The organism is Kitasatospora sp. NPDC098663 (assembly GCF_044760075.1).
In the GTDB taxonomy this organism is placed as follows: domain Bacteria; phylum Actinomycetota; class Actinomycetes; order Streptomycetales; family Streptomycetaceae; genus Kitasatospora.
In genome coordinates, this window is record NZ_JBIWAP010000008.1 from 19,794 (window position 1) to 40,197 (window position 20,404).

The 20,404-nt window shown below is 73.3% G+C and carries 21 protein-coding genes and 1 riboswitch; of the genes, 15 read left to right on the forward strand and 6 right to left on the reverse strand.

What is annotated here, in order from left to right; translation table 11 throughout:
- Window positions 1-437: 437 nt before the first annotated feature.
- The gene (locus ACIQVZ_RS10830; RefSeq protein ID WP_402449067.1) at window positions 438-1,505 is read right to left on the reverse strand and encodes a glycoside hydrolase family 19 protein; all 1,068 of its coding nucleotides are present in this window, start codon (window positions 1,503-1,505) and stop codon (window positions 438-440) included.
- 237 nt (window positions 1,506-1,742) lie between these two features.
- Window positions 1,743-2,156 carry an HIT family protein gene (locus ACIQVZ_RS10835; protein ID WP_350883535.1) on the reverse strand — a complete coding sequence of 138 codons (414 nt, stop codon included), beginning with the start codon at window positions 2,154-2,156 and terminating at the stop codon, window positions 1,743-1,745.
- A gap of 168 nt (window positions 2,157-2,324) precedes the next feature.
- Here ACIQVZ_RS10835 and ACIQVZ_RS10840 point away from each other — a divergent pair, with 168 nt between their 5' ends.
- Window positions 2,325-2,513 (forward strand): DUF1508 domain-containing protein, encoded by a 189-nt coding sequence (locus tag ACIQVZ_RS10840; protein ID WP_350883537.1) that lies wholly within the window; start codon window positions 2,325-2,327, stop codon window positions 2,511-2,513.
- Between the two features lie 51 nt (window positions 2,514-2,564).
- Here the strand turns inward: ACIQVZ_RS10840 and ACIQVZ_RS10845 are convergent, their stop codons facing one another.
- Entirely contained in the window at window positions 2,565-3,260 is a 696-nt protein-coding gene (locus ACIQVZ_RS10845) for an MSMEG_1061 family FMN-dependent PPOX-type flavoprotein (RefSeq protein ID WP_402448787.1), read from the reverse strand.
- 141 nt (window positions 3,261-3,401) lie between these two features.
- Between ACIQVZ_RS10845 and ACIQVZ_RS10850 the strand changes: the two genes are divergently transcribed.
- The 11 genes from ACIQVZ_RS10850 (at window position 3,402) to ACIQVZ_RS10900 (ending at window position 12,957) form a co-directional block, all read left to right on the forward strand.
- Window positions 3,402-3,716 carry an antibiotic biosynthesis monooxygenase gene (locus tag ACIQVZ_RS10850; protein ID WP_371516015.1) on the forward strand — a complete coding sequence of 105 codons (315 nt, stop codon included), beginning with the start codon at window positions 3,402-3,404 and terminating at the stop codon, window positions 3,714-3,716.
- Between the two features lie 197 nt (window positions 3,717-3,913).
- Window positions 3,914-4,041: riboswitch (FMN riboswitch) on the forward strand.
- A 208-nt stretch (window positions 4,042-4,249) separates the two neighbouring features.
- Window positions 4,250-4,912 (forward strand): riboflavin synthase, encoded by a 663-nt coding sequence (locus ACIQVZ_RS10855; RefSeq protein WP_350883543.1) that lies wholly within the window; start codon window positions 4,250-4,252, stop codon window positions 4,910-4,912.
- Between the two features lie 56 nt (window positions 4,913-4,968).
- Complete coding sequence (locus ACIQVZ_RS10860; protein WP_350883668.1) at window positions 4,969-5,556, forward strand: nicotinamide mononucleotide transporter family protein; 588 nt, start codon at window positions 4,969-4,971, stop codon at window positions 5,554-5,556.
- Window positions 5,553-6,830: a bifunctional 3,4-dihydroxy-2-butanone-4-phosphate synthase/GTP cyclohydrolase II gene (locus ACIQVZ_RS10865; RefSeq protein WP_350883545.1), complete on the forward strand. Its 1,278-nt coding sequence runs from the start codon at window positions 5,553-5,555 to the stop codon at window positions 6,828-6,830. The genes ACIQVZ_RS10860 and ACIQVZ_RS10865 overlap by 4 nt, the downstream gene beginning before the upstream one ends.
- A gap of 94 nt (window positions 6,831-6,924) precedes the next feature.
- Entirely contained in the window at window positions 6,925-7,398 is a 474-nt protein-coding gene (ribH, locus tag ACIQVZ_RS10870; RefSeq protein WP_350883547.1) for a 6,7-dimethyl-8-ribityllumazine synthase, read from the forward strand.
- Window positions 7,399-7,498: 100 nt separating this feature from the next.
- Window positions 7,499-7,771 carry a phosphoribosyl-ATP diphosphatase gene (locus ACIQVZ_RS10875; protein WP_063346472.1) on the forward strand — a complete coding sequence of 91 codons (273 nt, stop codon included), beginning with the start codon at window positions 7,499-7,501 and terminating at the stop codon, window positions 7,769-7,771.
- A 44-nt stretch (window positions 7,772-7,815) separates the two neighbouring features.
- Entirely contained in the window at window positions 7,816-8,664 is an 849-nt protein-coding gene (gene hisG, locus ACIQVZ_RS10880; RefSeq protein WP_350883551.1) for an ATP phosphoribosyltransferase, read from the forward strand.
- Window positions 8,665-8,829: 165 nt separating this feature from the next.
- Window positions 8,830-9,270, forward strand: coding sequence for a PH domain-containing protein (locus ACIQVZ_RS10885; RefSeq protein WP_350883553.1), 441 nt, complete (start codon window positions 8,830-8,832; stop codon window positions 9,268-9,270).
- Between the two features lie 215 nt (window positions 9,271-9,485).
- A complete protein-coding gene (locus ACIQVZ_RS10890; protein ID WP_402448790.1) occupies window positions 9,486-10,829 on the forward strand; it encodes a hemolysin family protein in 1,344 nt (447 codons plus the stop codon).
- On the forward strand, window positions 10,826-11,872 hold the full coding sequence (locus ACIQVZ_RS10895; RefSeq protein WP_350883557.1) for a hemolysin family protein: 1,047 nt from the start codon (window positions 10,826-10,828) through the stop codon (window positions 11,870-11,872). The genes ACIQVZ_RS10890 and ACIQVZ_RS10895 overlap by 4 nt, the downstream gene beginning before the upstream one ends.
- A gap of 98 nt (window positions 11,873-11,970) precedes the next feature.
- Window positions 11,971-12,957, forward strand: a complete 987-nt coding sequence (locus tag ACIQVZ_RS10900) for an NAD-dependent epimerase/dehydratase family protein (protein ID WP_402448793.1) — start codon at window positions 11,971-11,973, stop codon at window positions 12,955-12,957.
- Between the two features lie 27 nt (window positions 12,958-12,984).
- On the opposite strand, the gene ACIQVZ_RS10905 is transcribed toward ACIQVZ_RS10900, so the two are convergent.
- On the reverse strand, window positions 12,985-14,952 hold the full coding sequence (locus tag ACIQVZ_RS10905) for an AAA family ATPase (RefSeq protein WP_402449069.1): 1,968 nt from the start codon (window positions 14,950-14,952) through the stop codon (window positions 12,985-12,987).
- A 407-nt stretch (window positions 14,953-15,359) separates the two neighbouring features.
- Window positions 15,360-15,992: a uridine kinase gene (locus tag ACIQVZ_RS10910; protein WP_402448795.1), complete on the reverse strand. Its 633-nt coding sequence runs from the start codon at window positions 15,990-15,992 to the stop codon at window positions 15,360-15,362.
- Between the two features lie 209 nt (window positions 15,993-16,201).
- Here ACIQVZ_RS10910 and ACIQVZ_RS10915 point away from each other — a divergent pair, with 209 nt between their 5' ends.
- A complete protein-coding gene (locus tag ACIQVZ_RS10915; RefSeq protein WP_402448797.1) occupies window positions 16,202-17,365 on the forward strand; it encodes an acyl-CoA dehydrogenase family protein in 1,164 nt (387 codons plus the stop codon).
- Window positions 17,366-17,522: 157 nt separating this feature from the next.
- Here ACIQVZ_RS10915 and ACIQVZ_RS10920 read toward each other — a convergent pair whose 3' ends face one another.
- The gene (locus ACIQVZ_RS10920; protein ID WP_350883565.1) at window positions 17,523-17,993 is read right to left on the reverse strand and encodes a hypothetical protein; all 471 of its coding nucleotides are present in this window, start codon (window positions 17,991-17,993) and stop codon (window positions 17,523-17,525) included.
- 229 nt (window positions 17,994-18,222) lie between these two features.
- On the opposite strand from ACIQVZ_RS10920, the gene ACIQVZ_RS10925 reads away from it, so the two are divergent.
- Together ACIQVZ_RS10925 and ACIQVZ_RS10930 are read left to right on the forward strand one after the other, a co-directional pair.
- The gene (locus tag ACIQVZ_RS10925; RefSeq protein ID WP_350883567.1) at window positions 18,223-18,663 is read left to right on the forward strand and encodes an Lrp/AsnC family transcriptional regulator; all 441 of its coding nucleotides are present in this window, start codon (window positions 18,223-18,225) and stop codon (window positions 18,661-18,663) included.
- 31 nt (window positions 18,664-18,694) lie between these two features.
- Entirely contained in the window at window positions 18,695-20,308 is a 1,614-nt protein-coding gene (locus ACIQVZ_RS10930) for an amidohydrolase (protein WP_350883569.1), read from the forward strand.
- The last annotated feature ends 96 nt before the right edge of the window (window positions 20,309-20,404 follow it).

Genomic DNA, 20,404 nt, shown 5'->3' on the forward strand with positions numbered 1-20,404 from the left:
CCCTCGAACAGGGCCAATTCGTACCTCTTGGCCCTGAAACGACCTCACCCCATCCTCCACCTAGCTCCGCCGCCGGCCGCACCCGGTCCTCCCACCGGGCCCGCTCACCACCTCGCCCCGGCCCCGCCCCGGCCCCGGCCCGGCCTCGGCCCGTCATCTCGTCGTCGCGTACTCGTCCTGCAGCGTGCGCAGCAGGGCCGTCCCGGCCGGGACGGCGACACCGCCGGGCCGTATGCCGGCGAGCACATGCCTTGAGCGTAGGGGGCCGCGACCTGCGAAGTCGTCCGCCGGAACGACGATTTCGACCGCCCTCCGCTGCTCCCGCAGGAGTACGCCCCCACATGAGTACGCCCCGCTACGCTCGGCGGCGTACGGGCACCACGGTGTGATGACCGGTCCGGGCGTAGCGGGGCGCGCGGTGGGGCGGGGGCGGGCCGTCAGCAGCTCAGGTTGCCCCCGGGGACGGTGCCGAGGATCTGGACGAAGCTCTGGTACAGGCTGATCCGGTGCTGCATCTGGGCGGTGTTGTTGCCGTTGCACTCCAGCGAGCCGTTGATGCTGCGGATCGTCTCACCGAAGCCGTACCCGTTGACCATGGCGTTGTGCGCGGTCATGGTGCCCGGCCCGTTCTGGGTGTTCCAGTACCAGAGGCCGGTCTTCCAGGCCACTGCCGGGTCGGTCTGCACCAGGTTCGGATTGTGCAGCAGGTCGATGCCGAGCGCGTCGCCGGCGGCCTTGTAGTTGAAGTTCCAGCTCAGCTGGATCGGCCCGCGCCCGTAGTACGCGGCCTGCCCGGCCGGGCATCCGTACGGCTGCGAGGTGTCGCAGTAGTGCGGGTAGTTGGAGGTGTTCTGCTCGACCACGTACACCAGCCCGCCGGTCTCGTGGCTGACGTTGGCGAGGAACGCGGCGGCCTCCTGCCGGCGCACGGTGTCGCTGCCGGTGGTCGCGAAGCCGGGGTAGGCGCCGAGCGCGTCGAGCAGGCCCTGGTAGGTGTAGAAGGAGTTCCGGCCCGGGAACATCTGGTCGAACTGGGCCTGGCTGACCGGGAATCCGCCCGGGTTGGGCGGCTGGGTCGAGCCGCAGGTGTACGGCTCCCAGTACCAGGTGCTGATGACCGGGTCGTAGCCCGGGTTGTCGTGGGTGGCGCGGTAGTAGCCGCCGTTGGTGTACCGGACGATGTCGCCGGCGACGTAGGAGCGGCCGGCGGCCCAGGCGGGGTAGTCGCAGGTGCCGGACGTCGGGGTCGGCGTCGGGTCGGTGGACCCGCCGCAGGAGCCCTGGTCGGCCCAGACCCCGGTGCCGCCGGTGCTCGGGGGCTCGTTCTGGGTCCACCACTTGGCGGTCCAGTTGTGCCCGTTGTACGAGACGGCCGCGCCGCCGGTGTAGGCGGTGGCCGCGCTCCACGGCGTGCCGCAGGCGGCGGCGCTGGCGGAGGCGGGGAGGAGCACCGCGACCGCCAGCGCCGTGACCACGGCGGAGAGCAGCGCGAGCAGGCGTTTCATTGACACGTCATCACCCCTTGTGCGGTGGGGGCCGCACGTCGTCGTGACAGGGACTTGAGCGGGGCAGGGGAGCCGGGCCTCGTGCGGGGGTGCGCCAGGGGAGGCGACCGACCGGGGTGTGGGCCGGTGCGGGGCCGTGAAGGCGACTCAAGCGGAGTGTTCTATACCTGTCAAGAGAGTGGGTGAAACCGGATCGCAAATGCGGTGCGCACGCCCCCCGCGCCCCCGCGAGCCCCCTCAGCCGCCGAGTACCGCCCGGAGCCGGGCCGCGACCTCCGCCGCCCCCGCCTCGTCCGGGTACGTCCCCCGAGGCCAGAAGAAGCCGCGCAGCCCGTCCTTCGGATTGCGCGGCACCACGTGGACGTGCAGATGCGGCACCGACTGGCTGATCCGGTTGTTCGCCGCCACGAAGCTGCCCGCCGCGCCCAATCCGCGCTCCACCGCGGCGGCCACCCGCTGCACCTGGAGGAAGAACGGCCCCACCTCGGCGGCCGGCAGGTCCGCCAGGGTGCGGTGGTGGGCGCGCGGGACGACCAGCACGTGGCCGGGGAACAGCGGCCGCCGGTCCAGGAAGGCCACCGCCGCCTCGTCGTCCAGCACCCGGTGCGCGGGCTCCTCGCCCGCCACCACCGCACAGAAGACGCAGTCCATCCGTCCATTCAAACCACCGGGCGGCCGCCCCGGCACCTCCGCGATCGCTCGGTTGCGGGGCGTCACCCGTCCGGCCGCCGAGCGGGTGCGGCCGCCCGGTTCGGGGGCGCACGGTGCTGGAGGGGGTCGACCAGAGGCGCGCCGCGCGCCGCACGAGGAGGTGGCCCGATGGCGGGCAAGTTCGAGGTCTACGAGGACGCCGGCGGCAAGTACCGGTTCCGGCTCAAGGCGGGCAACGGCGAGATCGTCGCCACCGGCCAGGGCTACTCCAGCAAGGAGGCCGCCCACAAGGGCGTCGAGGCCGTCCAGCGGGCGGCCAGCGACGCGCCGGTGGTGGACCTGCCCAAGGCCGCCTGAGCACGCCGAGCGTCGAGCACCGAGCGTCGAGCGCCGCCCGCGCCGCAGTGGTCACTCGTAGCGGTAGAGCAGCGCCTCCCGCTCGGTCTGCTCGATCATCTCGATGGTCAGCGAGTCGTCCCGCAGGTGCGAGAGAGTGATCTCGGCCGAGGTCGGCTGCGCGTCCTTGGCCAGCCAGTTCTCCGGCTTCCACGCCGAGCCGCGCAGGAAGGACTTCGGGCAGTGCGCGTACACCTCCTCGACGGCCACCACGATCGCGCTGCGCGGGGGCTTGCCGACGGCGGTCAGCTGCCGCAGCAGCTCCGGGTCGGTGGAGACGCAGGCCCGCCCGTTGACCCGGAGCGTGGTCTCCCGGCCCGGGACGACGAAGAGCAGCCCGACCCGGCCGTTCTCCAGGATGTTGTGCAGGGTGTCCAACCGCTTGTTGCCGGTGGCGTCCGGGATGGCCAGGGTGTGCTCGTCGAGGACGGAGACCACCCCGGCCGGCCCGCCGCGCGGGGAGACGTCGCAGCGCCCGGCGGCGTCCGAGCTCGCCACGAACACCAGCGAGGAGCAGGCGATCAGCCGCCGTGCGACCTCGTGCAGGTGGTCGACCTGCTTGCGGCGCGCGTGGTCGCCGGGCTGCTCGTAGATCTCGCGCAGCTGCGCCGGGTCGGTCAGCGCCCCCGCGCTGAGAGCGGCGAACAGGCTGCCCGGCGTGTGCGGAGCGGCGGTTGACGATATGACAGATTCCGGTGTGCTGGTCATACCGGAAATCTAGCCGAACCCCTTCCCGGCGCCCCCGGCCGCCGACCGGTGCAGCCCTCGGTAAATCTTCCCCGCCACCCCTCCCCACCAGCGGCTTTGCGCTGATAATGGGGCCAGGCGCTCCGCTCGGAGGTGGTGGTCGTGATCGTGAGGATCTGGGCCGGGCAGGTCCTGGCCAGTCGCATCGAGGAATTCTGTGTGCTGCTGACAACCCAGGTGATCCCGCAGCTCGGGCGGACCGACGGCTGTCTGGGCGGCGAGCTGCTGCGCTCGGTGACCGAGGACGGACACCGGGTGCTCGTGGTGAGCCGCTGGCGCGACGAGGCGGCCCTGCGCGGGTACGCGGGGCCGATGTGGCGGATCAGGCCGGTCTGGTCGGAGGGCGAGCTGTGCTACCTCGCGCACCCGCCGGTGGTCAGCCACTTCACGTCGATCGCCGCACCCGCCACGCTCTGACCGCACCCGCCGTGCTCCGGCCGCACCCACCACCCTCCGTACGTGCTCGCCACCCTCCGTAGCTGACCGCCGCGTTGCGGGCGTCACCTACCACCCGGCCGCACATTCCCCGCATCCGCGTGAAACAGCCCACAGCGGAAGGCTCTCCCTGGGCTTGCGCGCGTCGTGGCAGAATGGCCCCAACAGCAGTGACGTTCAGCGCACTCCGGGGTCGGTGAAAATCCGAACCGGCGGTTACAGTCCGCGACCCGTCCGCAGCCAGCGGCCGGTTGACCAGGTGAAATTCCTGGACCGACGGTTAAAGTCCGGATGGGAGGCGTGCGCGGGCGGACGAAGAGCAGTATCCGTGGTCCCCCGGTGGACCACGGCCAGGTGAACGGCGGGAGAGGTGTCTCCCGTGCCGGGTGAGCGATCTCCCGGCGGCCTCGGCATCCCGGCGACGGGTCGTGCCGTCGGCTCGCGCGCCGTTGCCCGTCCGTGTCATCTCCCATGCCACCCCGGAGTCCGCGCCCCCAAGCGCGAGGAGAACCCGGGTGTTCACCGGCATCATCGAAGAGCTCGGCCAGGTCGTGTCGATCGAGGAGATCGGCGACTCCTCGCGAATCCGCCTGCGCGGCCCGGTGGTCTGTACGGGTGCGCGGCACGGCGACTCCATCGCGGTCAACGGCGTCTGCCTGACCGTCGTCGACAGCCCGGACCAACTGGCGTCCGGTACGGGCGAGTTCAGCGCCGACGTGATGGCCGAGACGCTGCACCGCTCCAGCCTCGGCGAGTTGAAGCCCGGATCCCGGGTCAACCTGGAGCGCGCCATGGCGCTCGGCGACCGGCTCGGCGGCCACCTCGTCCAGGGCCATGTCGACGCCACCGGCACGCTGTTGGGCCGCGAGCCCGGCGAGCGCGACGCGGCCGGCGACCTGCGCTGGGAGGTGCTGCGCTTCTCGCTGCCCGACACCATCTCCCGCTACCTGGTGGAGAAGGGCTCGATCACGGTCGACGGCGTCAGCCTCACCGTGGTGGAGGCCGCCCGGGACAGCTTCACCGTCAGCCTCATCCCCACGACCCTCGCGCTGACCTCGCTCGGCGCCAAGGCCGTCGGCGAGAGCGTCAACCTCGAAGTGGACGTGCTTGCCAAGTACGTCGAGCGACTGCTCGACTCCCGCACCCTTCCCCCGACGATCGCCGGAGAGTCCAAGTGAACTGGCTCAGCGGAGAAGCGTTCACCGTCTTCGGCGAGCACGTGAAGTGGGCCGACATGTTCGGCAACCTGCTCGGCCTGGCCGGGCTGGCCTTCGGCTGGCGCCGCTCGGTCTGGAGCTGGCCGCTCCAACTCCTGTCCGGCGCCGTGCTGATCGCCGCCTACCTCGGGGGCCACGTCCCCGGCCTGATCGGCAAGCAGCTGATCGTGCTCGTCACCGCGGCCTGGGGCTGGGCTCAGTGGCGGCGGGGCCGCCGGGACACCGGCACGATCGCCGTCCGCTTCGCCACCTGGCCCGAGCGGGCCGCCCTGGTGGTCGGCACCGCGGCCGGCACCGTCGCGCTGGCCTGGCTGTTCACGGCCCACCCCAGCCTGTCCTGGAGCCCCTGGTCGGACGCCTACATCTTCGTCGGCACGCTGGCCGCGATGGTCGCCCAGGCCCGTGGCTGGCTGGAGTTCTGGTTCGCCTGGATCGCCGTCGACGTGGTCGGCGTCCCACTGGCCTTCAACAACGGCTACCCCTTCTCCGGCCTCACCTACTCGATCTACTTCGTCCTGGTGCTGCTCGGCCTGCGCTCCTGGTGGCTGAGCAGTCGTGAGCCGCGCGTCAACTCCGCCACCGTCCCGCAGGGAGTCACGGTATGACCGAGAACCACACCGCCGACCGCGAGCGCGAGGCGGCACCCGAACTCGTCCTCGACCCGGTCGAGCGCGCGATCGCCGACATCGCCCTCGGCCGCGCCGTGATCGTGGTCGACGACGAGGACCGCGAGAACGAGGGCGACATCGTCTTCGCCGCCTCCGCCGCCACCCCCGAGCTGATGGCCTTCACCATCCGCTACAGCTCCGGCGTGATCTGCGCCCCGCTGACCGGCGACGAGCTGGACCGGCTCAAGCTGCCGCCGATGACCCAGGTCAACGAGGACCGCAAGGGCACCGCGTACACCGTCTCGGTGGACGCCCGGGAGGGGGTCGACACCGGCATCTCCGCCGCCGACCGCGCCCGCACCGTCCGGCTGCTGTCCTCGCCCGGCACCGAGCCGGGCGACCTCACCCGCCCCGGGCACGTGTTCCCGCTGCGCGCGGTCGAGGGCGGCGTGCTGGTGCGCCCCGGCCACACCGAGGCCGCCGTCGACCTGGCCCGGCTCGCCGGACTGCCGCCGGCCGGTGCGATCGCCGAGGTGGTCAACGACGACGGCACCATGGCCCGGCTGCCCGAGCTGGTCGCCTTCGCCCGCGAGCACGGCCTCGCGATCATCTCCATCGAGGACCTGATCGCCTACCGCCGCCGCACCGAACTGCACGTCGACCGGGCCGCCGTGACCGCCCTGCCCACCGTCCACGGCGAGTTCACGGCCGTCGGCTACAAGGGCACCATCGACGGTGTCGAGCACCTCGCGCTGGTGGCCGGCGGCCTCGGCGCCGACGGCCGGCTGCCCGAGGGCGAGGACGTCGTGGTCCGGGTCCACTCCGAGTGCCTGACCGGCGACGTCTTCGGCTCGCTGCGCTGCGACTGCGGCCCCCAGCTGGAGGCCTCGCTGCGCAAGGTCGCGGAGTCCGGCCGCGGCGTGGTGCTCTACCTGCGCGGCCACGAGGGCCGGGGGATCGGCCTGGCCCACAAGCTGCGCGCCTACGAACTCCAGGAGCAGGGGCGCGACACCGTCGACGCCAACCTCGACCTCGGCCTGCCGGCCGACGCCCGCGACTACAGCATCGCGGCGCAGATGCTGGTGGACCTCGGCGTCCGCTCGCTCACGCTGCTCACCAACAACCCGGAGAAGCTCACCGCGCTCACCGAGCACGGCCTCAAGGTCAAGGGGCGCGAAGCGGTCGAGATCGCGCCGGGTGAGCACAACCTGCGCTACCTGCGCACCAAGCGCGACCGGATGGGCCACGACCTGCCCGGCCTCGACTCCTGAACCCGTCCCGCGCCCCTCGTACCACAGCCACGCCCCACGCACCACGCCCCACGCACCACCTCACGCACCACCACCACGGACAGGAAGAACGAGCATGAGCGGCCACGGAGCCCCCGAGCTGACCATCGACGGCGCCGCCGACCTCAAGGTCGCCGTCGTCGCCGCCCAGTGGCACGACGTCGTGATGAACGGCCTGCTGGACGGCGCCCACCGGGCGCTCAAGGAACTGGGCGTCGCCGAGCCGACCGTGCTGCGCGTCCCCGGCACCTTCGAGCTGCCGGTCGCCGCCAAGCGCCTCGCCGACCACGGCTACGACGCGGTCGTCGCCCTCGGGGTGGTGATCCGCGGCGGCACCCCGCACTTCGACTACGTCTGCCAGGCAGCCACCGCCGGCCTCACCCAGGTGACCGTCGACACCGGCGTCCCGGTCGGCTTCGGCGTGCTGACCTGCGACAACGAGGAGCAGGCGCTCGACCGCGCCGGCCTGCCCGGCTCCGCGGAGGACAAGGGCCACGAGGCCGTCACCGCCGCCGTCGCGACCGCCGCGGTGCTGCGCGCCGCGCTCTGAGCGCACCTCCCCGACCCGGACCGTGGACGTCCAACGGACTGTCCACGGTCCGGGACCGTTTACCGCCGGTCAGCCCGCACGCCGTAAGGTGAGTCCCATCATGGCTTCGAAGACATTCGAGGAGCTCTTCGCCGAGCTCCAGCAGAAGGCCGCCACCGGCGACCCCTCGTCCTCCCGTACCGCGCAGCTCGCCCAGCAGGGCGTCCATGCGATCGGCAAGAAGGTCGTCGAGGAGGCCGCCGAAGTCTGGATGGCCGCCGAGTTCCAGACGGACGAGCAGACCGCCGAGGAGATCTCACAGCTCCTGTACCACGTTCAGGTGATGATGATCGCCCGTGGGCTGACGCTCGACGACGTCTACAAGTACCTCTAAACCGAACCGCACGCCCCTCCCCACAGGTAAGGAACCAACCTCCCATGCTGCGCATCGCCGTCCCCAACAAGGGTTCGCTCTCGGGTCCCGCGGCGGAGATGCTCCATGAGGCCGGCTACCGCCAGCGGAAGGACCCCAAGGAGCTCGTCCTCGTCGACCCGAACAACGAGGTCGAGTTCTTCTTCCTGCGCCCGCGTGACATCGCCGTCTACGTCGGCTCCGGCCGTCTGGACATCGGCATCACCGGCCGTGACCTGCTGCTGGACTCGCACTCCAACGCCGAGGAGGTGCTCGCCCTCGGCTTCGCCGCGTCGACCTTCCGCTTCGCCCGCCCCGAAGGCGTGGCCGTCGAGGACGTCAAGGGCCTGGAGGGCCTGCGGATCGCGACCTCCTACACCGGCCTGGTCGAGCAGCACCTCGCCGACCACGGCGTGAAGGCGACCGTCACCAAGCTGGACGGCGCGGTGGAGACCGCGGTGCAGCTGGGCGTCGCCGACGTGATCGCCGACGTGGTGGAGACCGGCACCAGCCTGCGCAACGCCGGCCTGGAGGTGTTCGGCGAGCCGATCCTGATCTCGGACGCCGTGGTGATCCGCCCCAAGGGCGCGGGCGAGGACACCCGGGTGGACCAGTTCCTGCGCCGCCTCCAGGGCGTGCTGGTGGCCCGCCGCTACGTGCTGATGGACTACGACATCCGTGCCGAGAAGGTCGGCGCCGCCGTGGCGCTCACCCCCGGCCTGGAGTCGCCGACCGTCTCCCCGCTGCACACCGAGGGCTGGGTGGCGGTGCGCTCGATGGTGCTCCGCAAGGAGGCCCAGCAGATCATGGACGACCTGTGGGGCATCGGCGCCCGGGCCATCCTGGTCACCAACATCCACGCCTGCCGCCTCTGACCGGCGCGGCGGTGACCTCGCCCGCCGTGGTGCGGGTAAGGAACGGTTGAATGGGGCGGGGACGCCGACCGGCGTCCCCGCCCTTCGTCCGGATCCGCCCGCTGCCCGGAACCGTCGTTCCCGGGAACGACCGTTCCCCCCGAACCACCTCACCGGAGACCCCACGTGTCCACGCCGCCCGTCGAGTTCCCCGTCACCTGGGCGCCGCGCCGCACCCGCGCCGTGCTGCTGCCGGTCTGCGCGCTGCTGGTGGTGCTGTTCGCCGTGATGGCCGTGGCGCTCCCGGAGAACTGGCAGCTCAACGACCGGATCATGATGGCGGGCAGCGGCGTGCTGTTCGCGTGCGTGGGCCTGATGCTGGCCCGCCCCCGGGTGAGCGCCGACGCGCAGGGCGTGACGGTGGTCAACTTCGTCCGCAGCCGCCGGCTCACCTGGGCCGAGATCGTCCGGGTCAACTTCCGCCAGGGCGACCCGTGGGCCACCCTCGACCTGGCCGACGGCACCTCGCTCGCCGCGGTCGGCATCCAGTCCGGCGTCGGCAAGGACCAGGCGATCGCGCACGCCCGCGCCCTGCGCGACCTGGTCGAGCACCACGCCGGGGCCTGAGCCCGGGGGACCGGCCGGGCCTGTGAATCCTCGGCCCGGCGGGTCCGAACACTCTTCCTACCATCGTCCGGGTATGGTCTACGCTGGTAAAAGCAGGGCAAAACTTCCGTCCTGCCCGAAAGACGACTTGAGGAGTGACTTCCCCCCTCGATGGACGATCCGTCCGGTAGTACCTGCGCCGCCCACCTTCCTGTCAGCGGAAGGCAGGCGGCACTGTGATCACCGCCTGGCTGCTGTTGCTCGCGGCCCTCCTGCTGATCCTCGCCAACGGCCTGTTCGTGGCCGCCGAGTTCGCCTTCGTGACCGTCGAGCGCGGGGCTGTCGAACGCTCCGCCGAGGCCGGCGACGCCAAGTCCGTCCGCGTCTCCCGGGCCCTGCGGCACCTCTCGTTCGAACTCTCCGGCGCCCAGCTCGGCATCACCGTCACCTCGCTGGTGGTCGGCATGCTCGCCGAACCGGCGCTGTCCACCCTGCTCAGCCCCGTCATGACCGGGATCGGCGTGCCCGAGTCGGCCGCCCGCGGCGTCGCCGTGGTCGTCGGCATGGTGCTCGCCACCGTGGTGCAGATGGTGATCGGCGAGCTGGTCCCGAAGAACTGGGCGATCTCCCGCCCGCTCCAGGTGGCCCGCGCGGTCGCCGCTCCGCACATGGCCTTCTCCTTCGCCTGCCGCCCGCTGATCAGCTTCCTCAACGGGGCGGCCGACCGGACGGTCCGCGCCTTCGGCGTCGAGCCGCAGGAGGAGCTGGACCACGCCCGGACCCCGGCCGAACTGGTCTCGCTGGCCCGCCACTCGGCCAAGGCCGGCGCGATCGACGAGGAGTCGGCGACCCTGTTCGTCCGCACCCTGGGCCTGGGCGAACTGACCGCCGAGTCCGTGATGACCCCGCGGATCGACGTCGCCTCCCTCCAGGGCGACGCCACCGCCTCCGACGTGATCAACCTGACCCGGGCCACCGGCCTGTCCCGCTTCCCGGTCTACACCCACAGCCTGGACGAGGTCACCGGCATAGTGACCCTCAAGGACGCCCTCGCCGTCCCGGCCGCCCGGCGCGGCCTGGTCCGGGTGGGCGAGCTCACCTCGCCGCCGCTGCTGGTGCCCGAGACCCTGCCCGCCGAGCGGCTGCTCGACCAGCTGCGCCGCCTCCAGCCGATGGCCATCGTGGTCGACGAGTACGGCGGCACCGCCGGCGTCGTCACCGTCGAGGACATCGTCGAGGAGATCGTCGGCGAGGTGCAGGACGAGCACGACCCCGCCGACCGCCCCGAGCTGCTCCCGCTGCCCCCGGTGAACGGCCTGCCGGCCTGGGAGGCCGAGGGCCGCGCCCGGATCGACCAACTGGAGACGATCGGCCTGATCGCCCCGGACGGCCCGTACGAGACGCTGGCCGGCCTGGTCGCCGACCTGCTCGGCAAGCTGCCCGAGGTCGGCGAGCAGGCGGAGCTGCCGGGCTGGCGCTTCACCGTGACGGGTGTCGACCGGCACCGCACCAGCCAGGTCCGGGTCGAGCGCACCAGCGCGCCGGCCTCGTTCGAGGACGACCAGGAGAATGCCCGATGACCGCGCTCCAACTGGCCGTCGCCGTCCTGCTCCTGCTCGGGAACGCCTTCTTCGTCGGCGCCGAGTTCGCCGTCGTCTCGGTGCGCCGCAGCCAGATCGAACCGCTCGCCGAGGCCGGCCACAAGCGTGCCCGCACCGTGCTGCACGCGCTGTCCAACGTGTCCGCGATGCTGGCCGCCGCCCAGCTCGGCATCACCGTCTGCTCGCTGGGCCTCGGCGCCCTGGCCGAGCCGACCATCGCCAGTCTGCTGGAGGGCCCGTTCCACGCGATCGGGGTCCCGTCCGGTCTGATGCACCCGCTCTCGTACGGCATCTCGCTGGCCGTCGTGGTCTTCCTGCACATGGTGATGGGCGAGATGGTGCCCAAGAACATGGCCATGGCGGGCCCGGAGAAGGCCGCGCTCTGGCTCGGCCCGCCGCTGGACCGGCTGGCCCGCTGGCTGGCCCCGGTGATCAGCCTGCTGAACGCCATCGCCAACGGTGTGCTGCGGCTGTTCCGGGTCGAGTCCAAGGACGAGGTCGAGTCGGTGTTCACCACCGAGCAGCTGATGTACCTGCTGGTCGACTCCCGGGACGCCGGCCTGCTCGACGAGGGCCGTCAGGAGCGTCTTGAGGACGCCCTGGAGCTGGGCCACCGCCCGGTCACCGAGGTGCTGCTCAAGCCCGAGCAGCTCGTCACCGTGGACACCAAGGTGACCGCCGCGGAGGTCGAGGAGCTCGCCCTGCGCACCGGCTTCTCGCGCTTCCCGGTCACCGACGGCGACCCGGCCGGCCACGGCTACCTGGGCTACCTGCACCTCAAGGACATCCTCGACGTGGAGGACCCGTCCGCGCCCGTCCCGGCCCGGCTGTGGCGTCCGATCACGGTGCTGCGCGGCAGCCTCCCGCTGGACGACGCGCTCGGCGCGATGCGCCGGGCGACCTGCCACCTGGCCGCCGTGCTGGACCAGGACGGCCGCACGCTCGGTGTGGTCATGCTGGAGGACGTGCTGGAGGAGCTGGTCGGCGAGATGCACGACCCGGACCACCGCTCCGCCGCCTGAGGTTCCCCCTTTCGCTGACGGCGTGTCCGCCGCGGGCGATTCTGCTCTCAGCGTTCAGCCGTTCCCATGCCGACCACCCTGGGCGCAGGGTGGTCGGCATGAGGCTTCTCCTGCTGGGTGGAACGAATTTCGTCGGACGGGTCGTCGCCGAGGAGGCGCTGGCCAGGGGATGGGAGGTGACGGCCCTCAACCGCGGTACGCAGCCCGCGCCCGCGGGAGTGACCGCGCTGCTGGGCGACCGCACCGCCGAGGGCGGGCTCGCGGCGCTGGCCACGGGGGAGTGGGACGCGGTGGTGGACACCTGGTCCGGAGCCCCGACGGCGGTGCGCGACAGCGCCCGGCTGCTGGCCGGCCGGGTCGGCCACTACGGGTACGTCTCCAGCCGGTCGGTGTACGACCACCCGTCGGCGCGCGGGGCGGACGAGTCGGCGGAGGTGGTCGAGTCGTCCCCGGACGCCGAGGGCGAGGTGCCCTACGCCGAGGCCAAGCGCGGGGCCGAACTGGCCCTGGAGGCGGAGTTCGGCGGGCGCGCCCTGCTCGCCCGGGCCGGGCTGATCCTCGGCCCGCACGAGAACATCGGCCGGTTGCCCTGGTGGCTGAACCGGATCGCCAGGGGCGGCCCGGTGCTCGCCCCCGGTCCGTACGACCTGCCGCTGCAGTACATCGACGTCCGCGACCTCGCGGGCTGGCTCCTGGACGCGTCGGCGGCCCGGCTCGGCGGCGCGTGCAACGTGGTCGGCCCGGCGGGCCACACCACGATGGGCGAGCTGCTGGAGGCCTGCGTGCGGGTCACCGGCTCGGACGCGGACCTGCGCTGGACCGACCCCGAGCGCATCCTGGCGGCCGGCGTCGAGCCCTGGACGGAGCTGCCGATCTGGCTGCCGCCCGGCGAGCTGAACGACTTCCTGCACGGCGCGTCCGTGGACCGGGCGGTCGCCGCCGGGCTGCGCTGCCGGCCGGTGGGCGAGACGGTCGAGGACACCTGGGGCTGGCTGCGGTCGATCGGCGGCGTCGCCCCGCAGCGCGCGGACCGGCCGAAGGTCGGCCTCGACCCCGAGCGCGAGGCCGAGCTGCTCCGGGGCTGAGCCCGGCGTGATCCCGGGGAGCTGGTCTCAGCCGCGGCCGTCGATCAGCTCCCCGTAGGCCTGGACGAGGTCGGGCAGGCGCAGGGTCGCCAGGTCCTCCCGGCCCGGCGGCTCGCGCAGCAGCGAGAGCCGCAGGTCCCGGTAGGCGCAGGACTTCTCGTACAGGGTGCGGATGAACCGGCCGTTCCCCAGTTCGTCGATCCAGCCCTCGCGGACCACGTGGGCGCTGATGCTGGCCAGTTCCTCGGCCGCGTCCTCGTCCCAGCCGTCGCCGTCCCGGCCGGCCAACGCGGCGCCGATCGCGGTCAGCTCGTTAGGGCGGTAGCTGGGGAAGTCGACCCGGGTGGTGAAACGGGAGTTGAGGCCGGGGTTGGTGGCGAGCAGCCGGTTCATGCCCTCGGGGTAGCCGGCCAGGATCACCACCAGGCGGTCGCGGTTGTCCTCGGCGCGTTTCAGCAGCACCTGCAAGGCCTCGTCGCCGTAGGCGTCGCCCTTGGTGTAGCCGGAGTTGGAGAGGCTGTACGCCTCGTCGATGAACAGCACGCCGTCCAGCGCCGAGTCGATCAGCTCGTTCGCCTTGACCGCGGTCTGGCCGAGGAACTCGCCGACCAGGTCGGCCCGTTGGGCCTCCACCAGGTGGTCGCCGGAGAGCAGTCCGAGGGCGTGGAAGACCCGGCCGAGGATCCGGGCCACGGTGGTCTTGCCGGTGCCGGAGGGGCCGGAGAAGACGAAGTGGCGCTTGGGCGGCTGGACCGGCAGGCCCTGCGCGGCCCGGAGTCTGGACATCCGCAGCTGCGCCGACAGTGCCCGCACCTGGCGCTTGACCGGCTCCAGGCCCACCATCAGCGAGAGTTCCGCCAGCGCCGCGTCCAACTCGCGCTCGTCGTCGACCGGTTGGGCGGTGGGCAGCGGAGCGGTGCGGGGCTGGGCCTCGGCGCGGACCGGCACCGGCAGCGGGGCGGCGGAGCCGCCCGGCGAACCCGACCGCTCGCCGGCCGCCTGTGGCGCCGGGTCCGCCGTGGAGCCGTCGCCCGGGCCGGGCCCCGTGAGGAACCCGACGCCCTCGACGAATCCGACCCCGCCGGTGTACCCGACGCCCTCGGTGAACCCGGGGGCCGCGTCGCCGAAGCCCCCCGCCGTGGCGTACCCGGCCCCGTCCTGGAAGTCGGCCCCGTCCGCCTCGTCGGCCTCGTCCACCTCGGCCGGCTCGGTGTCCTCGTACCCGGCCGCCCGCCCGCCCGTCGGCAGGCCGCCGTCCAGCAGGGCGTCCGGCAGGTCGTCCGCCAACCCGTCCTCCGACGCGATCGCGGCCAGCCGCGCGGCGGTGTCCATGAACACCGGATCGGCCCGGTGCACCGCCCGGTAGAGCGGCAGCGCGGCCGCACTGCGCCCGGCCCCCTCGTACGCCCGGGCCAGCCAGTACCGCAGTTCCTTGCGCTGGGGCTGCTCGGAGCGGCAGCGGGCCAGCGAGGCGGCCAGCGGCGCCTGCGCCTGGGCGCACATGTCCAGCCGGACCCGCGCCATGCCGGCGAACAGCCCGGCCTCGATGCCGAGCAGCGGGTCGTCCAGCAGCCGGTCGGTGTCCCGGACCAACTGCTCCCAGTCCTTGAGCAGGTAGGACCGGCAGGCGTACAGGAACCGGGCGGACGGGTCCTCGCTGGGCGCCGGGCACTGTTCCAGCGCCCGGTCCAGCTCGGCCAGGTGGCGGCCGTCCAGCCAGTGCGAGGCGTGCGCGAGCGCCAGGTCGCGGGCGTCCTCCAGGACGGGCTGCACCCACCAGCCCAGCCAGTACCAGGAGCTGAGCGGGCGGCGGTGGCGTCGCCGCTGCTCGCCGAACCGCTTCTGGTTGCGGTACATGGCCAGCAGCGCCGCCGAGGTGTCGCTGCGCAGCGCGTGCAGGCCGAGCCAGGCGTCGGCCATGCCCGGGTCCAGCCGGACGGCCGCGCGGAACTCCTCCTCGGCACGGGCGTACGCGCCCGCCGTGTACGCGTCCATGGCACGCAGCCACGCGCGTTCGGCGAGCCGGTCCGGGCCGCCCGCGTTGCTGTCCGAACTGTCCACCGTCGTCACTCACGCCCCCCGCGGCTTGGCCCGGGGCTCGGTGGCAGGTCGCCTGCGTGCAGCCGGGCCGGTGGTCGAAAGCCCCCGGGCGCATCTGCGCCTGCGAGGAATCGTACCGGCGTGGCGCTGATCCGGAAGGGCGCCCACGGAGTCAAATGCGATCGTGCGAGCGGTCGTTGAGCGGGTGGGGGCTTGGACCGGCGGCGGGGGAGCGCGATTCGGAAAGGACCGGACGGCGCCCCCGGCTCACGGGGGAACAAGCCGGGGACGCCGGGTCCGAGGCGGCCGGAACATCCCGTTCCGGCGGCTGATGAGAACCTAAATCCTGGCGACAGCGCAGGTCAAGGGCTTGTTGAAGGTTCACCCACGGTGCCCGGCGTGATTCGTCCGGTCACCCCGTCGACCCGCGTCCCGGCGAACGGACGGCTCGGATCCGCGGCGAAATGCGCCGATTCGGCCCGGGCCCAGCCGGCCCAGAACTCGGCCAGATCCGGCCCGTCCCGCTGCTCGCCGCGCCGCCGGGCCGCGGCGGCGTCCAACTCCAGCCAGATCACCCGGGCCAGCCACGGCCGCACCGCCCGCCGTCCGGCGCCGACGCCCTCCACCAGCACCACCGGGGCGACCGGCACCGCGGCCGTGCCCGCGAAGCGGCGCAGCGTCCAGTCGTACACCCGGTACGCACCGTCCCGGCCGGCCGCCAGCGGCTCCAGCACCTGTTCGCGCAGCCGCCCGGTCCAGCCGAAGGGCTCGGCGTGGGTGGCCAGGTCGTCGAGGTGGACCACCGGCGCCCCGCCGAGCGCCGCCGCCAGTCGCCCGGCGAAGGTCGTCTTGCCCGAGCCCGCGTGCCCGTCCACCGCGACCAGCCGCACCGGCCCGCAGGAGGGCGGCAGTGCGCGCAGCTCCGCCGCGAGCGAGGCCACCGCGTCGCCGGGAAGGGGCGGAAGGGCGGGGGAGAGGGGTCGGGAAGCAGCCACAACGGCAACCCTACGGTGCCGTAGCCCACCAGTCCGTCCAGTTACTCCTGGGTGATCGTGACGGCGGCGCGGGTTTCCGGCATACTCGCATCGCCATGCCTGTGAACGGCCGTTCACCGTAATCCGGTGCCGGTCGGGCCGACCTGCCACACCCGCGCCGGACCAGCCACACCACGCTCCGGTGCCCGATCGAGGAGGCGACCGCCGCCATGACCCCGTCCCCAGTGAAAGCCGTGGAGCGCCAGCTGCCCAGCGAGGAGGCCCACGAGCTGCTGAGCCTCACCCGGGACCTGGTCCAGCGCGAGCTGCAGCCCCGCGCGGCCGAGGACGAGGCCGCCGGCCGCTTCCCGCGCGAGGTCTTCCGCACCCTCGGCGAGGCCGGCCTGCTCTCCCTCCCCTACGACGAGAAGTACGGCGGCGGCGGGCAGCCCTACGAGGTGTACCTGCAGGTGCTGGAGGAGCTGGCGGCCGGTTGGCTGGCCGTCGGCCTCGGGGTGAGCGTGCACACCCTCTCCTGCCACGCGCTGGCCGGCTTCGGGACCGAGGAGCAGCGCGGCCGGTGGCTGCCCGGAATGCTCTCCGGCGAGCAGCTCGGCGCCTACTGCCTCTCCGAACCGCAGTCCGGCTCGGACGCGGCCGCGCTGCGCACCCGCGCCGACCTCGACGGCGACGCGTACGTGGTGAACGGCACCAAGGCGTGGATCACCCACGGCGGCCGGGCGGACTTCTACAGCGCCCTGGTGCGCACCGGCGACGAGGGCTCCAAGGGCATCAGCTGCCTGCTCGTCCCGGGCGACGCGCAGGGCCTGTCGGCCGCCCCGCCGGAGCACAAGATGGGCATGCGCTCCTCGCCGACCGCGCAGCTGCACTTCGACGGCGCCCGGGTCTCCCGCGACCGGCTGATCGGCGAGGAGGGCCAGGGCTTCCAGATCGCGCTCGCCGCACTGGACTCCGGCCGCCTCGGCATCGCCGCCTGCGCGGTCGGCGTCGCCCAGGCCGCGCTCGACCTCGCGGTCGACTACGCGCGCACCCGCCGTCAGTTCGGCCGCCCGATCGCCGAGTTCCAGGGCCTGTCCTTCATGCTCGCCGACATGGCCACCCAGATCGAGGCCGGGCGGGCGCTCTACCTGTCCGCCGCCCGGCTGCGGGACGCGGGCCTGCCGTTCTCCAAGGAGGCGGCGATGGCCAAGCTGTTCTGCACCGACGCCGTGATGCGGGTGACCACCGACGCGGTCCAGGTGCTCGGCGGCTACGGCTACACGCAGGACTTCCCGGCCGAGCGCTACATGCGCGAGGCGAAGGTGCTGCAGATCGTCGAGGGCACCAACCAGATCCAGCGTCTGGTGATCGGCCGTCACCTCACGAAGGGCTGAGCCCCCCCACAAACGGCCTCCGGCCGTCACTCCAGGGTGCGGAGTGACGGCCGGAGGCGTCTTCGATTCTGCGTCAACCCGCCCGCGCGGGCGGGCGGATCGGCAACCCGCCCGCGCAGGACGGCGGTTCAGCAACCCGCCTGCGCAGGGCGGCGGTTCAGCGCCGGACCAGGCGGCGGCGCTGCTCGGGGATGGCCGAGATGACCGGGACGGCCGGGGCGACGACGGCGGTCCGCGTCGGCCGGTGCGCCACCGCGTGGGAGAACGGCTGGGTGCGCCAGTCGAGTTCGGTGGGGAGCCTGAACAGGGCGTCGAGCCCGCCGGGTTGGGCGTCCTCCGGGGTCTCCACCTCGGCGAGGTCGTCGGTCGGCGTGCCCGAACCCGGGCACAGCGCGGGGGTGAAGGGGTTCCAGGCGGTCGGCAGCAGCGCGTGCTGCGGCAGCCGCTCCTCGTCGGCCACCAGGGCGATCGGGCGGCGGCACTCGGGGCAGTGCACCCGGAAGATGTCCCAGGTCTCGGCCTCGCCCGGGTCGATGCCCGGGACGTGGCCGTGATCGACCGCGAGGTCGTCGCGGCCGGTCGTATCGTCGGTCTCGTCGGCGCCCAGGGCACGCTGGTCAGTCGGCATGAGGATCCCCCTCGGATCGGGCCCGGCGTGGTCGCCCGGGGCCACAACCAGCATTTCCCTCCGATTCGGGCTCATAACCCTGCGGCTCGGTGCACCGTGATGCACCGGGTGTGTCCTTGGCCACATCCAGTGCCACATTCGCCTGGCATTTGCCCGCGTGACACCTGCGGGCATCCGATGTGACACCGCGTGCGCCCCCCGTGCCCCCGACCGGGTAGGTTTGCGCACTGTGGAGGATCTCGACCAACGCATCGTCCAGCTGCTCCTAGAGGACGGCCGGATGAGCTACACGGACCTGGGCAAGGCCACCGGCCTGTCCACCTCGGCGGTGCACCAGCGGGTGCGCCGCCTCGAACAGCGCGGGGTGATCCGCGGCTACACCGCGATCATCGACCCCGACGCCGTCGACCTGGCGCTGACCGCGTTCATCTCGGTCAAGCCCTTCGACCCCAGCGCCCCGGACGACACCCCCGAACGGCTGGCCGGCCTGCCCGAGATCGAGGCCTGCCACAGCGTCGCCGGCGACGAGAACTACATCCTCAAGGTGCGCGTCGGTGCCCCCGGCGACCTGGAGGACCTGCTCGCCCGCATCCGCAGCGCCGCCGGCGTCTCCACCCGCACCACCGTCGTCCTGTCCACCCCCTACGAGGCGCGACCCCCGAGGCTCTGAGGGCGAACCCCGCAGGTGCAGACTTAGCGGCATGACCGAACGCACTTCCCGGACCGTCCTGCTGCGCGGCGGCGCCGTCTACAGCCCCGCCGACCCGTTCGCCACCGCGATGCTCGTCGAGGGCGAGCACATCGCCTGGGTCGGCAGCGACGGCGCCGCCGAGGCGTACGCCGCCGCCGCCGACGAGATCGTCGAGCTGGACGGCGCCCTGGTCACCCCCGCCTTCGTCGACGCCCACGTGCACGCCACCGCCACCGGCCTGGCGCTCACCGGCCTCGACCTCACCGGCAGCCCCTCGCTGGCCGACGCCCTCGCCGCCGTCACCGCCTTCGTCGACGCCCGGCCCGAGCCCGGCGGGGTGCTCATCGGCCACGGCTGGGACGAGACCGGCTGGCCCGAGGGCCGCCCGCCCACGCTCGCCGAACTCGACGCCGCCGCCCGCGGCGCCGCGCTCTACCTCTCCCGCACCGACGTGCACTCCGCGCTCGCCACCACCGCGCTGCGCACCCTCGCCCCCGGCCTGGCCGAGTGCCCCGGCCACACCGAGGACGGCCCGCTCACCAAGGACGCCCACCACGCCGTCCGGCGGACCGCGCTCGCCCACCTCACCCCCGAGCAGCGCGGCCGCGCCCAGCGCGCCACCCTCGCCCGCGCCGCCGAACTCGGCATCGGCGCGCTGCACGAGTGCGCCGGCCCGGAGATCTCCTCCGAGGCCGACCTGGCCGCCCTGCTGGCCCTCGCCGCCGAAGGCGAAGGCCCCGAAGTCTTCGGCTACTGGGGCGAGTTGGGTGGAGCCGAGACGGCCCGCCGGCTCGGCGCGGTGGGCGCCGGCGGCGACCTCTTCGCGGACGGCGCGCTGGGCTCGCACACCGCCTGCCTGCACACCCCCTACGCCGACGCCGAGCACACCGGCACCGCCTACCTGACCGCCGAGCAGGTCGCCGACCACGTCGCCGCCTGCACCGAGGCCGGGCTCCAGGCCGGCTTCCACGCCATCGGCGACGCGGCCGTGGCCGCCGTCCTGGACGGCGTCCGGGCGGCCGGGGAGCGGGTCGGCACCGGGCGGGTCAAGGCGCTGCGCCACCGCGTCGAGCACGCCGAGGCGCTGGACGACGAGTCCGTCGCCGCCTTCGCCGAGCTCGGCCTCACCGCCTCCGTCCAGCCCGCCTTCGACGCCGCCTGGGGCGGCCCGGACGGCATGTACGTCCAGCGCCTCGGCGCCGAGCGGGCCGCCGCGCTCAACCCCTTCGCCGCCCTGCTGCGGGCCGGCGTGCCGCTGGCCTTCGGCTCGGACGCCCCGGTCACCCCGCTGGACCCCTGGGGCACCGTCCGCGCGGCCGCCTTCCACCAGACCCTGGACCACCGGATCTCCGTCCGCGCGGCCTTCACCGCGCACACCCGCGGCGGCTGGCGCGCGATCGGCCGCGACCAGGACGGCGTGCTCGTGCCCGGCGCCGTCGCCAGCTACGCGATCTGGGCCGCCGACGAACTGGTCGTCCAGGCCCCCGACTCCCGGGTGGCGGGCTGGTCCACCGACCCGCGCTCCGGCACCCCGGGCCTGCCCGACCTCACCCCCGGCCACCCGCTGCCGGCCTGCCTGCGCACCGTCGTCCGCGGCCGCACCGTCCACCTGGCGGCCGAGTAGAGCCGGGCACGCCCGCGTAGCCCCAGCTGAAGCGGCGGCCGGCCGGCCCGCAAGGTCCCCAGGACGACCGCCCCGCCGTCCCCCGCCGGCTTCACC

Bases quoted from the DNA above. Each gene is read 5' to 3' on its own strand.
- ACIQVZ_RS10830 (WP_402449067.1), bottom strand. From the start codon at position 1,505: ATGAAACGCCTGCTCGCGCTGCTCTCCGCCGTGGTCACGGCGCTGGCG.
- ACIQVZ_RS10835 (WP_350883535.1), bottom strand. From the start codon at position 2,156: ATGGACTGCGTCTTCTGTGCGGTGGTGGCGGGCGAGGAGCCCGCGCAC.
- ACIQVZ_RS10840 (WP_350883537.1), top strand. From the start codon at position 2,325: ATGGCGGGCAAGTTCGAGGTCTACGAGGACGCCGGCGGCAAGTACCGG.
- ACIQVZ_RS10845 (WP_402448787.1), bottom strand. From the start codon at position 3,260: ATGACCAGCACACCGGAATCTGTCATATCGTCAACCGCCGCTCCGCAC.
- ACIQVZ_RS10860 (WP_350883668.1), top strand. From the start codon at position 4,969: ATGTTCGGCAACCTGCTCGGCCTGGCCGGGCTGGCCTTCGGCTGGCGC.
- ACIQVZ_RS10865 (WP_350883545.1), top strand. From the start codon at position 5,553: ATGACCGAGAACCACACCGCCGACCGCGAGCGCGAGGCGGCACCCGAA.
- ribH (WP_350883547.1), top strand. From the start codon at position 6,925: ATGAGCGGCCACGGAGCCCCCGAGCTGACCATCGACGGCGCCGCCGAC.
- ACIQVZ_RS10875 (WP_063346472.1), top strand. From the start codon at position 7,499: ATGGCTTCGAAGACATTCGAGGAGCTCTTCGCCGAGCTCCAGCAGAAG.
- hisG (WP_350883551.1), top strand. From the start codon at position 7,816: ATGCTGCGCATCGCCGTCCCCAACAAGGGTTCGCTCTCGGGTCCCGCG.
- ACIQVZ_RS10895 (WP_350883557.1), top strand. From the start codon at position 10,826: ATGACCGCGCTCCAACTGGCCGTCGCCGTCCTGCTCCTGCTCGGGAAC.
- ACIQVZ_RS10900 (WP_402448793.1), top strand. From the start codon at position 11,971: ATGAGGCTTCTCCTGCTGGGTGGAACGAATTTCGTCGGACGGGTCGTC.
- ACIQVZ_RS10905 (WP_402449069.1), bottom strand. From the start codon at position 14,952: ATGGACGCGTACACGGCGGGCGCGTACGCCCGTGCCGAGGAGGAGTTC.
- ACIQVZ_RS10915 (WP_402448797.1), top strand. From the start codon at position 16,202: ATGACCCCGTCCCCAGTGAAAGCCGTGGAGCGCCAGCTGCCCAGCGAG.
- ACIQVZ_RS10920 (WP_350883565.1), bottom strand. From the start codon at position 17,993: ATGCCGACTGACCAGCGTGCCCTGGGCGCCGACGAGACCGACGATACG.
- ACIQVZ_RS10930 (WP_350883569.1), top strand. From the start codon at position 18,695: ATGACCGAACGCACTTCCCGGACCGTCCTGCTGCGCGGCGGCGCCGTC.